At 57.8% G+C, this 14,340-nt stretch carries 6 protein-coding genes and 2 rRNA genes; 7 read left to right on the top strand and 1 reads right to left on the bottom strand.

Going from position 1 to position 14,340, the window contains the following annotated elements:
- The first annotated feature begins 140 nt into the window (after window positions 1-140).
- The 6 genes from AC6I7J_RS17825 (at window position 141) to aceK (ending at window position 9,584) form a co-directional block, all read left to right on the top strand.
- Window positions 141-3,043: ribosomal RNA gene (locus AC6I7J_RS17825) — 23S ribosomal RNA — on the top strand.
- A gap of 203 nt (window positions 3,044-3,246) precedes the next feature.
- A 5S ribosomal RNA gene (rrf, locus tag AC6I7J_RS17820) occupies window positions 3,247-3,362 on the top strand.
- Between the two features lie 300 nt (window positions 3,363-3,662).
- Window positions 3,663-4,592, top strand: coding sequence for a homoserine O-acetyltransferase MetA (gene metA, locus AC6I7J_RS17815; RefSeq protein WP_031279798.1), 930 nt, complete (start codon window positions 3,663-3,665; stop codon window positions 4,590-4,592).
- A 269-nt stretch (window positions 4,593-4,861) separates the two neighbouring features.
- Window positions 4,862-6,460 (top strand): malate synthase A, encoded by a 1,599-nt coding sequence (aceB, locus tag AC6I7J_RS17810; protein WP_394515683.1) that lies wholly within the window; start codon window positions 4,862-4,864, stop codon window positions 6,458-6,460.
- Window positions 6,461-6,476: 16 nt separating this feature from the next.
- A complete protein-coding gene (gene aceA, locus AC6I7J_RS17805; protein WP_394515682.1) occupies window positions 6,477-7,781 on the top strand; it encodes an isocitrate lyase in 1,305 nt (434 codons plus the stop codon).
- Between the two features lie 66 nt (window positions 7,782-7,847).
- On the top strand, window positions 7,848-9,584 hold the full coding sequence (aceK, locus tag AC6I7J_RS17800) for a bifunctional isocitrate dehydrogenase kinase/phosphatase (RefSeq protein WP_104093893.1): 1,737 nt from the start codon (window positions 7,848-7,850) through the stop codon (window positions 9,582-9,584).
- Here the strand turns inward: aceK and iclR are convergent.
- Complete coding sequence (gene iclR, locus AC6I7J_RS17795) at window positions 9,581-10,411, bottom strand: glyoxylate bypass operon transcriptional repressor IclR (RefSeq protein WP_059012756.1); 831 nt, start codon at window positions 10,409-10,411, stop codon at window positions 9,581-9,583. The two genes, aceK and iclR, sit on opposite strands and share 4 nt — an antisense overlap.
- Before the next feature lie 196 nt (window positions 10,412-10,607).
- Here iclR and metH point away from each other — a divergent pair, with 196 nt between their 5' ends.
- On the top strand, window positions 10,608-14,291 hold the full coding sequence (metH, locus tag AC6I7J_RS17790) for a methionine synthase (protein WP_278707987.1): 3,684 nt from the start codon (window positions 10,608-10,610) through the stop codon (window positions 14,289-14,291).
- Window positions 14,292-14,340: the final 49 nt, after the last annotated feature.

The raw sequence follows: 14,340 nt of genomic DNA, 5'->3' as shown, positions 1-14,340 counted from the left end.
CAACGAGCATGGAAAAAGGCAAGGCGCATCAGCGCACAGCCAGCGGAGCGTACCGACGTACGTGAGCATGGCGAGCACCGCTGCAACACAGCATTTTTCCAGCGCAGTGATTCCGGACATGAAACGTCTGTGGGTTGTGAGGTTAAGCGACTAAGCGTACACGGTGGATGCCCTGGCAGTCAGAGGCGATGAAGGACGTGCTAATCTGCGAAAAGCGACGGTAAGGTGATATGAACCGCTACAGCCGTCGATGTCCGAATGGGGAAACCCAATGCACTTGTGCATTATCGTTAACTGAATACATAGGTTAACGAGGCGAACCGGGGGAACTGAAACATCTAAGTACCCCGAGGAAAAGAAATCAACCGAGATTCCCCCAGTAGCGGCGAGCGAACGGGGAGCAGCCCAGGACCTGAATCAGCTTGTGCATCAGTGGAAGCGTCTGGAAAGTCGCGCGATACCGGGTGACAGCCCCGTACACGAAGATGCATGAGCTGTGAGTCCGACGAGTAGGGCGGGACACGTGGTATCCTGTCTGAACATGGGGGGACCATCCTCCAAGGCTAAATACTCCTGACTGACCGATAGTGAACCAGTACCGTGAGGGAAAGGCGAAAAGAACCCCGGCGAGGGGAGTGAAACAGAACCTGAAACCGTGTACGTACAAGCAGTGGGAGCACCTTCGGGTGTGACTGCGTACCTTTTGTATAATGGGTCAGCGACTTATATTCTGTAGCAAGGTTAACCGCATAGGGGAGCCGAAGGGAAACCGAGTCTTAATTGGGCGTTAAGTTGCAGGGTATAGACCCGAAACCCGGTGATCTAGCCATGGGCAGGTTGAAGGTTGGGTAACACTAACTGGAGGACCGAACCGACTAATGTTGAAAAATTAGCGGATGACTTGTGGCTGGGGGTGAAAGGCCAATCAAACCGGGAGATAGCTGGTTCTCCCCGAAAGCTATTTAGGTAGCGCCTCGTGAACTCATCTCCGGGGGTAGAGCACTGTTTCGGCTAGGGGGCCATCCCGGCTTACCAACCCGATGCAAACTGCGAATACCGGAGAATGTTATCACGGGAGACACACGGCGGGTGCTAACGTCCGTCGTGAAGAGGGAAACAACCCAGACCGCCAGCTAAGGTCCCAAAGTCATGGTTAAGTGGGAAACGATGTGGGAAGGCACAGACAGCCAGGATGTTGGCTTAGAAGCAGCCATCATTTAAAGAAAGCGTAATAGCTCACTGGTCGAGTCGGCCTGCGCGGAAGATGTAACGGGGCTAAACCATGCACCGAAGCTGCGGCAGCGACACTATGTGTTGTTGGGTAGGGGAGCGTTCTGTAAGCCGCTGAAGGTGTGCTGTGAGGCATGCTGGAGGTATCAGAAGTGCGAATGCTGACATAAGTAACGATAAAGCGGGTGAAAAGCCCGCTCGCCGGAAGACCAAGGGTTCCTGTCCAACGTTAATCGGGGCAGGGTGAGTCGACCCCTAAGGCGAGGCTGAAAAGCGTAGTCGATGGGAAACAGGTTAATATTCCTGTACTTGGTGTTACTGCGAAGGGGGGACGGAGAAGGCTAGGTTATCCGGGCGACGGTTGTCCCGGTTTAAGCGTGCAGGTGTGAAGACCAGGCAAATCCGGTCTTCTTTAACACTGAGGCGTGACGACGAGCCGCTACGGCGGTGAAGTAACTGATGCCCTGCTTCCAGGAAAAGCCTCTAAGCTCCAGGTAACACGAAATCGTACCCCAAACCGACACAGGTGGTCAGGTAGAGAATACCAAGGCGCTTGAGAGAACTCGGGTGAAGGAACTAGGCAAAATGGTGCCGTAACTTCGGGAGAAGGCACGCTGGCGCGTAGGTGAAGGGACTTGCTCCCGGAGCCGAGGCCAGTCGAAGATACCAGCTGGCTGCAACTGTTTATTAAAAACACAGCACTGTGCAAACACGAAAGTGGACGTATACGGTGTGACGCCTGCCCGGTGCCGGAAGGTTAATTGATGGGGTTATCCGCAAGGAGAAGCTCTTGATCGAAGCCCCGGTAAACGGCGGCCGTAACTATAACGGTCCTAAGGTAGCGAAATTCCTTGTCGGGTAAGTTCCGACCTGCACGAATGGCGTAATGATGGCCAGGCTGTCTCCACCCGAGACTCAGTGAAATTGAAATCGCTGTGAAGATGCAGTGTACCCGCGGCAAGACGGAAAGACCCCGTGAACCTTTACTATAGCTTGACACTGAACATTGAGCCTTGATGTGTAGGATAGGTGGGAGGCTTTGAAGCGCGGACGCCAGTCTGCGTGGAGCCAACCTTGAAATACCACCCTTTAATGTTTGATGTTCTAACGTAGGCCCGTAATCCGGGCTGCGGACAGTGTCTGGTGGGTAGTTTGACTGGGGCGGTCTCCTCCCAAAGCGTAACGGAGGAGCACGAAGGTTGGCTAATCCTGGTCGGACATCAGGAGGTTAGTGCAATGGCATAAGCCAGCTTGACTGCGAGAGTGACGGCTCGAGCAGGTGCGAAAGCAGGTCATAGTGATCCGGTGGTTCTGAATGGAAGGGCCATCGCTCAACGGATAAAAGGTACTCCGGGGATAACAGGCTGATACCGCCCAAGAGTTCATATCGACGGCGGTGTTTGGCACCTCGATGTCGGCTCATCACATCCTGGGGCTGAAGTAGGTCCCAAGGGTACGGCTGTTCGCCGTTTAAAGTGGTACGCGAGCTGGGTTTAGAACGTCGTGAGACAGTTCGGTCCCTATCTGCCGTGGGCGCTGGAGAATTGAGGGGGGTTGCTCCTAGTACGAGAGGACCGGAGTGAACGCACCGCTGGTGTTCGGGTTGTCATGCCAATGGCACTGCCCGGTAGCTAAGTGCGGAAGAGATAAGTGCTGAAAGCATCTAAGCACGAAACTTGCCCCGAGATGAGTTCTCCCTGACCCCTTGAGGGTCCTGAAGGGACGTTGAAGACGACGACGTTGATAGGCCGGGTGTGTAAGCGCAGCGATGCGTTGAGCTAACCGGTACTAATGACCCGTGAGGCTTAACCTTACAACGCCAGAGGCGTTTTGGTCTGAGAGACCGAAAGAATTTTCAGCTTGTGACGGAAAAATTAGCGGAAACGAAAGATTTTGCGCTGAGGCAAGGCGGCAGGCCGAAGGAAAGGAAGGAGCATACACGAGTATGTGACTGACTTTACGAGGGCGGCCAACGCGGCATCAGTGAAAAAGATTCGTTTCGCGCACCAGAATTTGCCTGGCGGCAACAGCGCGGTGGTCCCACCTGACCCCATGCCGAACTCAGAAGTGAAACGCCGTAGCGCCGATGGTAGTGTGGGGCCTCCCCATGCGAGAGTAGGGAACTGCCAGGCATCAAATAAGTAAAAAAGCCCCGGACGAGAGTCCGGGGCTTTTTTACGTCCGTACTTCAGCAAATTTCCCGCCAAAAACCCTCTCCATAACGACTTATTTAATCCTGAAAAAATTCTAACGCGCTCTTATTCCGACCTTATTGCTGCTGCTCACCGCGCGGCGCTCGCGGCTATTGCCGTTCAATGCTGAAACAATTTCATAAACCGCATGAAGACTCGACATCCAGCGGCAGCCAGGCTAATCTCGGGCATCTGGATGTCTAAACGTTTATATGGTTATCAGCAAGAGGTCAGCAGGTTATGCCAATCAGGATCCCCGACGAATTACCGGCAGTGAATTTTTTGCGTAATGAGAATGTCTTTGTCATGACCTCATCGCGCGCCAGTGTTCAGGAGATTCGTCCGCTTAAAGTGTTGATCCTTAACCTGATGCCTAAAAAAATTGAAACCGAAAACCAGTTTCTGCGCCTGCTCTCTAACTCGCCGCTGCAGATCGATGTTCAGCTATTACGCATCGACAGCCGCGAGTCGCGCAACACGCCAAGCGAGCATCTGAACAACTTCTACTGCAACTTCGACGATATCGCCAACGATAACTTTGACGGCCTGATTGTCACCGGTGCGCCGCTGGGGCTGGTTGATTTCAATGATGTTGCCTACTGGCCACAGATTCAGCGCGTGCTGCACTGGGCGAAAGAGCACGTCACTTCTACCCTGTTCGTTTGCTGGGCGGTGCAGGCGGCGCTTAACATCCTGTATGGCATTCCTAAACAGACGCGACAGAACAAGCTGTCTGGCGTCTATGAGCATCAGATCCTTCATCCGCACGCGCTACTGACGCGCGGTTTTGATGACAACTTCCTGGCACCGCATTCACGCTATGCTGATTTTCCCAGCCAGCTGATTCGTGACTATACCGATCTCGAGCTGTTTGCCGAATCAGAAAGCACCGGTGCCTATCTGATGGCGAGTAAAGACAAGCGCCTGGCCTTTGTTACCGGCCATCCGGAATATGACGCTCTTACGCTGTCGGGTGAGTACCATCGGGACTACGAGGCCGGCCTGCACCCTGAGGTGCCGTTCAACTACTTCCCGCAGGACAACCCCGAATTGCCGCCGCGCGCCACCTGGCGTAGCCACGGCAACCTGCTGTTCTCCAACTGGCTCAACTACTACGTCTACCAGATTACGCCATTCGATCTGCGTCACATGAATCCAACGCTCGAGTAAAACGCCTGCTAAAAGCGCGTTTAAACCTGCCGTGACAGCCGCGTGTTGTCGCGGCTTTTTTTTGCCTTTTTCTATGATGGAACGTATTGCCTTTATTTCGTGAGATTAAATTACATTTAAATCAGATAAATAAAATCAAATAAACACTAAAATGGAAATAGTTTTTGAAATTAAAATAAAAATGATTATGCTCTGATCTTGCCGGTTAAAAAATACCCTACAGCCCGATCCTGTCGTTAGAAAAAGGATCAAACCAGGAGGCAGCCCGCATGACAGACACGGTTATCAGCCCGACACTGACCTTTAGCCAGCCCTTTACCCACGCGGAGAAGCAGCTGCTCACGCCCGAAGCCATTGATTTCCTGCACTCGCTGGTAGTGCGCTTTGCACCCGAGCGCGAGCGTCTGCTGAAAGCGCGTCAGCAGCGCCAGCAGCGCTACGATCAGGGGGCGTTGCCAGATTTCGATTCGGAAACCGCTTCCATTCGGCAAAGTGACTGGCAGGTGAGGCCCATTCCTCAGCTACTGCGCGATCGCCGCGTCGAAATCACCGGTCCGCCAGATCGCAAAATGGTGATCAACGCGCTGAACGCTAACGTCAAAGTGTTCATGGCCGATTTTGAGGATTCGCTGGCACCGACCTGGCAAAAACTGCTTGATGGCCAGCTGGCGCTGCGCGATGCGGTTAACGGCACGCTGAGCTTCACCAGCGAAAACGGCAAGATCTACCAGTTACGATCCGATCCGGCGCTGCTGATGTGCCGGGTTCGCGGCTTACATCTGGATGAGAAGCATGTTGAGTGGCGCGATCGGGCCATTCCCGGCGGGTTATTCGACTTTGCGCTCTATCTGTTTCACAACGTCACCGCGCTGCTGGAGAAGGGCCACGCTCCGTGGTTCTATCTGCCGAAAACCGAGCATGCGGCGGAAGTGGCATGGTGGCGGGAAATCTTCCGTTTCAGTGAAGATCGTTTCGATCTGCCGCGCGGCACTATCAAAGCCACGGTACTGATCGAGACGCTGCCCGCGGTATTCCAGATGGATGAGATCCTGTGGGAACTGCGCGATCACGTGGTTGGCCTCAACTGTGGTCGCTGGGATTACATCTTCAGCTACATCAAAACGCTGGGCCAGCATGGTGACCGCATTCTGCCGGATCGTCAGCAGATCAGCATGGACCAGCCGTTCCTCGAGGCTTATTCGCGCCTGCTGATCAAAACCTGCCACCGGCGCGGTGCGCTGGCGATGGGCGGCATGTCGGCGCTCATCCCGGCCAAAGACGCTGAACGCAACGCCTGGGTGATGCAGAAAGTGCAGGAGGACAAAGCACGGGAAGCGGGCAACGGCCATGACGGTACCTGGGTCGCCCATCCCGGCCTGGCGGATATCGCCATGGCGGAGTTTGACCGTCAGCTGGGCGATCGCCCCAATCAGCTGCACGTCAGTCGTGAACAGGATACGCCGATCACCGCCGAGCGCCTGCTGCGCCCGTGCCGTGGTCAGCGCACCGAAGCCGGGATGCGCGCCAACATCCGCGTTGCGCTGCAATATCTGGAAGCGTGGATCAGCGGCAATGGCTGCGTGCCTATTGATGGGCTGATGGAGGATGCCGCTACCGCGGAGATTGCCCGCACCTCCATCTGGCAGTGGATTCACCACAAGCAAATCCTCAGCGATGGTCAGCTGGTGACCGCCGCGCTGTTCGAACAGTTTCTTGATGAAGAGCTGGCGGCCCTGCGCCACAGCCTGGGTGACACGCGCTTTGACGCCGGTCGCTATGAAGATGCGGCTGCGCTGATGGCGCAAATCACCACCGACGAACAACTGGTTCCTTTCCTCACCCTGCCGGGCTACCGCCTGCTGCCCTGACTCTGGAGATACTGCTATGTCAAATCGTACCCAACAGATCGCTCAACTGGAAAACAGCTGGCTGGCATCACGCTGGCAGGGCATTACCCGTCCTTACAGTGCCGAAGAGGTCATTAACCTGCGCGGCTCCGTCAATCCCGCCTGCACGCTGGCGGATCGCGGCGCGAGAAAGCTGTGGGCACTGCTCAACGGTGACGCGCGCAAAGGCTATATCAATAGTCTCGGCGCCCTGACCGGCGGGCAGGCGGTGCAGCAGGCGAAAGCCGGTATTGAGGCGATTTATCTCTCCGGCTGGCAGGTGGCGGCCGATGCAAACCTGGCCGGGCAGATGTATCCGGACCAGTCGCTGTATCCGGTCAATTCGGTGCCGAACGTGGTGGAACGCATCAACCAAAGCTTTCAGCGCGCCGATCAAATCCAGTGGGCGAGCGGACTGTCGCCGGACGATGACGGCTTTATCGATTACTACCTGCCAATTGTCGCCGATGCGGAAGCCGGATTTGGCGGGGTGCTCAATGCTTTTGAGCTGATGAAAGCGATGATTCAGGCCGGCGCCGGCGCGGTGCACTTTGAAGATCAGCTGGCGGCGGTGAAGAAGTGCGGACACATGGGCGGCAAAGTTCTGGTGCCGACACAGGAAGCGATTCAGAAACTGGTGGCGGCGCGGCTGGCGGCCGATGTGATGGATGTGCCCACGGTACTGATTGCGCGCACCGATGCCGACGCTGCCGATCTGATTACCTCCGATTGCGACGAGCGCGATGCGCCGTTTATCACCGGGGAACGGACCGCTGAAGGCTTCTTTCGCACCCATGCCGGTATCGAACAGGCGATAGCCCGTGGCCTGGCGTATGCGCCGTATGCCGATGTGCTGTGGTGCGAAACTTCCACGCCGGATCTGGCGCTGGCGCAGCGCTTCGCCGAGGCGATTCACGCGCAGTATCCCGGCAAGCTGCTGGCTTACAATTGTTCGCCTTCGTTTAACTGGAAGACGAATCTCGACGATCGCACCATTGCCCGCTTCCAGCAGGCGCTGAGCGAGATGGGCTACCGCTTTCAGTTCATCACTCTGGCCGGCATTCACAGCATGTGGTTCAACATGTTCGACCTCGCGCACGCTTATGCGCAGGGCGAAGGCATGCGCCACTACGTGGAAAAGGTGCAGCAGCCGGAATTTGCCGCACGCGAACGCGGCTACACCTTCTCTGCGCATCAGCAGGAAGTGGGCACCGGATATTTTGATCGCATCACCACGGTGATTCAGGGCGGCAGCTCGTCGGTCACCGCGCTGACCGGCTCCACCGAAGCCGCACAGTTCTGATCAGCGTACTCGCGGTGCGCAGCATGGCGCACCGTTTCACTGGCTCACGCTTGCCGGAGATTGCCGATGTCACCGAGAGAATCCCTTATCGCCCACACGATTCTGCAGGGTTTTGATGCGCAGTACGGTCGCTTTCTCGACATTACCGCAGGCGCGCAGCAGCGCTTTGAACAGGCGGACTGGCAGGCGGTGCAGCAGGCGATGAAAGCGCGTATCCATTTGTACGATCATCACGTCGGGCTGGTCGCCAATCAGTTGCGCATCCTCAACGAGATGGCCGACTGGGATGACGCCTTCTGGCTGCGGGTGAAAAGCCACTATGCCACGCTGCTGCCGGGCTATCCGCGTCATGAAATTGCCGAAAGCTTTTTTAATTCTGTCTATTGTCGCTTGCTGGGGCACAGCCACTTACTGCCTGAGCGGCTGTTTATCCTGCCGTCACAGCCGTACGCGCCCGCGCCGCCGGCGCAGCGACCGCTGTCGCGCCTGTACCGGCCGCAGCACAGCTGGCATGAGACGCTGCGTCAGGTATTGAATGACATTCCGTTGCGGCTGACGTGGCAGGATCAGACGCGCGACATCGGCTGGATTGTGCGTCATTTGCACGAGCAGTTCAGCGCGGCACAGCTGGCCAATGCCACGCTGGACGTCGCCAGCGAGCTGTTTTATCGCAACAAAACCGCCTGGATTGTGGCGCGGCTGCAGCTGAGCGCGGGCGAGATTGTGCCGTGCCTGCTGCCGATCCAGCGCGACGATGCCGGCCGGTTGTGGATTGATACCTGTCTCACCGACAGCAATGACGCCAGCATCGTGTTTGGCTTTGCCCGCGCCTATTTCATGGTGTATGCGCCGGTGCCGGCCGCGCTGGTGGCCTGGCTGCAGCCGATTTTGCCGGGCAAAACCCTCGCCGAGCGCTATATGGCGATTGGCTGCCAGAAACACGGTAAAACCGAATGCTATCGCGAATATTTAGATTACCTGGCGCACAGTCAGGAAGCATTCACCATCGCACCCGGCGTGCGCGGTATGGTGATGCTGGTATTTACGCTGCCCGGTTTTGATCGGGTATTTAAGGTGATTAAAGATCGCTTCGCGCCGCAAAAAGAGGTGACGGATGCGCAGGTGCGCGCCTGTTACCGGCTGGTCAAAGAGCATGACCGCGTCGGGCGCATGGCTGACACCCAGGAGTTTGAGCATTTCGCCATCCCGCGCGCGCGCATTCCGGCGGCGCTGATGGCGGAATTTGAGCGCGAGATTCCGGAAAAAATCGAGCTGCGCGATGACGTACTGATCATCCGCCACTTATGGCTGGAGCGTCGTATGCAGCCGCTTAACCTGTGGCTGATGCAGGCGACGCCGGAACAGCGCCAGCACGCCATTGAGGAGTACGGCGATGCGATTTGTCAGCTGGCGGCGGCCAATATCTTCCCCGGCGATATGCTGTTTAAAAACTTCGGCATGACGCGCCATGGCCGCGTGGTGTTTTACGACTATGATGAAATCCGCCCGATGACCGAGCTGGTGTTCCGCGATGTTCCGGCGGCGCGTTACGAAGAGGATGAGCTGCAGGCCGAGCCGTGGTACAGCGTCGGGCCGGATGATGTGTTTCCGGAAACCTTCCGCTACGCGCTGTGCAGCGAACCGGCGACCGGAAAACTGCTGCAGGCGCTGCATCCGCAGTTGTTCGATCCTGGCTGGTGGCGCGCCCTGCAGGCGCGGATCCGTGCCGGGCATATTGAAGAGGTGATGGCGTGGCGCGCCGGACAGCGTTTCAGCGCGCGCTACGCGTCAGTGGCCGCCTAGCGGCCGGCATAGCTCAGCGTCACCTGCTTCGCCGCGCGGATCACCAGCGCCCCGAGTTCGGTAATGCGGTCGTCGGTCATACGCGCCAGCGGGCCGGAGATGGAGATGGCGGCAAACGGTTCGCCGTGTTCATCATAAATCGGTGCCGCCACACAGCGCAGGCCGAGCGCGTGCTCTTCGTCGTCGTGCGAAAAACCCATCTTACGGATCAGCGCCAGATTCTCCTTCAGGCTATGCGGCGACATCAGGGTTTTCGGCGTGTAGTGATGTAATCCCTTCTGATGCAGCAGGGCGGTGACCTGATCATCGCTAAGGTGAGCGAGAAACGCTTTGCCGGCACCGGACGCATGCATCGGCAACTTGCCGCCAATCGGCGCTGACATGCGCATCAGCTGGGTGCACTGTACCTGGTCAATAATCACCGCCTGATAATCACTGAGATCCAGCACCGCCAGATTCACGGTTTCGCCGGCTTCTTCCATCAGCCGGCGCAGAATCGGGTGCACAATCGCCAGCAGATTGCGGCTCTGCAGAAAACTGCTGCCGACCACAAAGGCATGAGCGCCAATGGTCCATAAACCGAGGTCGCCCACCTGATGCACAAATCCCTGCTGCTGCATGGTGGTCAGCAGGCGATGAGTGGTGGAGTTGGGAAGCCCGGCCTGTTGCGCCAGCTCGGTCAGCGCCACGCTACCGTGTGATTCGGCAATCAGCTCCAGCAAACGCAGCCCGCGCGTCAGAGATTGTACCTGGCCGCCGGCAGGGGCACTGGCCACCGGAGCCGTACGGGGTTTTTTGCCGCGTTTCGCGGGCGCAGGGGTTGCCATAACATCTCCACAGTCATTGCAGGTATGGAAACCATTTTCGTTTTTAATGGTATGAATGCAAACGCTGGCTGACTGGTCGGATCTGCTGGTCACTTTGCCGCCGGTGGCCGCAAACGGGTGACTTTTGCTCATTTGAAAGTTGTGCCAGTATGACTGGCTGGCATTTAGCCAGCGTAATGACGTGGATGGGGCAAGAGTGAGCAATAAAACCGCAACGCTACAGCAGCAGCTGGCACAACGCATCATGATTCTGGACGGTGGTATGGGCACCATGATCCAGAGTTACAAACTGGATGAGCAGGATTTTCGCGGCAGCCGCTTCGCTGACTGGCCGTGCGATGTGAAGGGCAATAATGACCTGCTGGTGCTGAGTAAGCCGGACGTCATTCGCGAAATCCACGATGCTTACCTGGCGGCTGGCGCGGATATTCTCGAAACCAACACCTTCAACGCCACCCCGATTGCCATGGCCGACTATGAAATGGCCGCGCTGTCGGCGGAGATTAACTTCGAAGCGGCGAAACTGGCGCGCGCCTGCGCCGACGCGTGGACGGCAAAAACGCCCGATCGCCCGCGCTACGTTGCTGGCGTGCTCGGCCCGACCAACCGCACCTGCTCGATCTCGCCTGACGTCAACGATCCCGCGTTTCGTAACATCACCTTCAATCAGCTGGTGGACGCCTACCGCGAATCGACCCATGCGCTGATTAGCGGCGGTGCTGACATCATCATGATCGAAACGGTGTTCGATACCCTGAATGCCAAAGCGGCGATCTATGCGGTACAGAGTGAGATGGAAGCGATGGGCGTGACGCTGCCGCTGATGATCTCCGGTACCATTACCGATGCGTCAGGCCGTACGCTCTCCGGCCAGACCACGGAAGGATTCTACAACTCACTGCGCCACGCGGAGCCGCTGTCGTTCGGCCTCAACTGCGCGCTTGGCCCGGACGAACTGCGCCAGTATGTGCAGGAGCTGTCGCGCATTGCCGAAGGCTATGTCAGCGCCCACCCCAACGCCGGTCTGCCGAATGCCTTCGGCGAATATGACCTTGATGCGGCGACGATGGCGGCGCAGATTGGCGAGTGGGCGCGCGCCGGTTTCCTCAACATTATCGGTGGCTGCTGTGGCACCACGCCGCAGCACATTGCGGCGATGGCGGCAGCGGTCGAGGGCGTGCCACCGCGGCCGCTACCGGAAATAGCCGTCGCCTGCCGTTTGTCTGGCCTCGAACCGCTCAATATTCAGGCCGATTCACTGTTCGTCAACGTGGGTGAGCGCACTAACGTGACCGGCTCGGCCAAATTTAAGCGCCTGATTAAAGAAGAGAAGTACAACGAAGCGCTGGACGTGGCGCGCCAGCAGGTAGAAAACGGCGCGCAGATTATCGATATCAATATGGATGAAGGCATGCTGGATGCGGAAGCGGCCATGGTGCGCTTTCTCAATCTGATTGCCGGTGAGCCCGATATTGCGCGTGTGCCGATCATGATCGACTCCTCGAAATGGGAGGTGATTGAGAAAGGCCTGCAGTGCATTCAGGGCAAAGGCATCGTCAACTCCATCTCGATGAAAGAGGGCATCGAGCCGTTTATTGCGCACGCGCGCAAAGTGCGGCGCTACGGCGCGGCGGTGGTGGTGATGGCGTTCGACGAAGTGGGCCAGGCGGATACCCGCGCGCGCAAAATTGAGATCTGCCGCCGCGCCTACCACATCCTCACCGAAGAAGTCGGTTTCCCGCCGGAAGACATCATTTTCGACCCCAATATCTTTGCCGTCGCCACCGGCATCGAAGAGCACAACAACTACGCGATGGATTTCATCGGTGCCTGTGAAGACATCAAACGCGAACTGCCGCACGCGATGATCTCCGGCGGCGTCTCCAACGTGTCGTTCTCGTTCCGCGGTAACGAACCGGTGCGCGAGGCGATTCACGCGGTGTTCCTCTACTACGCCATCCGCAACGGCATGGACATGGGCATCGTCAACGCCGGTCAGCTGGCAATTTATGACGATCTGCCGGCGGAGCTGCGCGATGCGGTTGAGGACGTGATCCTCAACCGGCGCGACGATGGCACCGAGCGACTGCTGGCGCTGGCGGAGAAGTATCGCGGCAACAAAGGCGAGGGTGAGCAGGACAAGCAGCAGGCCGAATGGCGCAGCTGGGACGTGGTGAAGCGGCTGGAATATTCGCTGGTGAAAGGCATCACCGAGTTTATCGAGCAGGACACCGAAGAGGCGCGCCAGGCCGCGGCACGGCCGATTGAAGTCATTGAAGGGCCGTTGATGTCCGGCATGAATGTGGTCGGCGATCTGTTTGGCGAGGGCAAAATGTTTCTGCCGCAGGTGGTGAAATCGGCGCGCGTGATGAAGCAGGCGGTGGCCTACCTCGAACCCTTTATCCAGGCGAGCAAAGAGGCCGGCCGCAGCAACGGTAAAATCGTGCTGGCGACGGTAAAAGGCGACGTGCACGACATCGGCAAAAATATTGTTGGCGTGGTGCTGCAGTGTAACAACTACGAAATCATCGACCTGGGCGTGATGGTGCCGGGCGACAAAATCCTGAAAACCGCGCGTGAGGAAAACGCCGACATCATCGGACTTTCCGGCCTGATTACCCCGTCGCTCGACGAGATGGTGAACGTGGCGAAAGAGATGGAGCGCCAGGGCTTTACGCTGCCGCTGCTGATTGGCGGGGCCACCACCTCGAAAGCGCACACGGCGGTGAAGATTGAGCAGAATTACAGCGGCCCGACGGTCTATGTGCAGAACGCCTCGCGCACCGTCGGCGTGGTCTCATCGCTGCTGTCGCCCACGCTGAAAGAGGCGTTTGTGGCGCGCACGCGTAAAGAGTACGAAACCGTGCGGATTCAGCACGCGCGTAAAAAGCCGCGCACGCCGCCGGTCACGCTACAGGCCGCGCGCGATAATCATTACGTCATTGACTGGCAACGCTACACGCCACCGGTGGCGCATCGCACCGGCGTCAGCGCAGTGGAGGCCAGTATCGATACGCTGCGCAACTACATCGACTGGACGCCGTTTTTTATGACCTGGTCGCTGGCCGGCAAATATCCGCGTATCCTGGAAGATGAGGTGGTGGGCGAAGAAGCCACACGGCTGTTTGCCGATGCCAATGCGATGCTGGATAACCTCAGCGCGCAGGGCACGCTCAGGCCGCGCGGCGTGGTCGGCATTTTCCCGGCTAACCGCGTCGGCGACGACATTGAAATCTACCGTGACGAGACCCGGCGCGAGGTGCTGTGCGTCAGCCATCATCTGCGCCAGCAAACGGAAAAAACCGACTTCGCCAACTACTGTCTGGCGGACTTCGTGGCGCCGAAATCCAGTGGTAAAGCGGATTATCTCGGCGCGTTTGCCGTCACCGGCGGGCTGGAGGAGGATGCGCTGGCGGCGGCGTTCGACCAGCAGCACGATGATTACAACAAAATCATGGTGAAAGCGGTGGCGGATCGCCTGGCGGAGGCGTTTGCCGAATATCTGCATGAGCGCGTGCGTAAGGTGATCTGGGGCTATGCCGCCCATGAAAATCTCAGCAACGACGAGCTGATTCGCGAAAATTACCAGGGCATTCGCCCGGCGCCGGGCTATCCGGCCTGTCCGGAACACACCGAGAAGGCACAAATCTGGCAGCTGCTGGATGTGGAGCATCACACCGGCATGAAACTGACTGAATCTTTTGCCATGTGGCCCGGTGCCGCGGTGTCCGGCTGGTATTTTAGTCATCCGGAGAGTAAATATTTCGCCGTGGCGCAGATTCAGCGCGACCAGGTGGAAGATTACGCGGCGCGTAAAGGCATGAGCGTCAGCGACGTGGAACGCTGGCTGGCACCGAATTTAGGCTACGACGCGGATTGATGAATTGCCGGCGCAGAGCGCGCGCAATGAAATGCTGGCAGGCGGTCGC

The sequence above is a fragment of the Type-C symbiont of Plautia stali genome, from assembly GCF_059730935.1.
This window is presented reverse-complemented; position numbering and strand designations above follow the sequence as displayed.

What these genes read in the sequence shown, in the direction of transcription:
- metA (WP_031279798.1), top strand. Translation starts at nt 3,663, where the DNA reads ATGCCAATCAGGATCCCCGACGAATTACCGGCAGTGAATTTTTTGCGT.
- aceB (WP_394515683.1), top strand. Translation starts at nt 4,862, where the DNA reads ATGACAGACACGGTTATCAGCCCGACACTGACCTTTAGCCAGCCCTTT.
- aceA (WP_394515682.1), top strand. Translation starts at nt 6,477, where the DNA reads ATGTCAAATCGTACCCAACAGATCGCTCAACTGGAAAACAGCTGGCTG.
- aceK (WP_104093893.1), top strand. Translation starts at nt 7,848, where the DNA reads ATGTCACCGAGAGAATCCCTTATCGCCCACACGATTCTGCAGGGTTTT.
- iclR (WP_059012756.1), bottom strand. Translation starts at nt 10,411, where the DNA reads ATGGCAACCCCTGCGCCCGCGAAACGCGGCAAAAAACCCCGTACGGCT.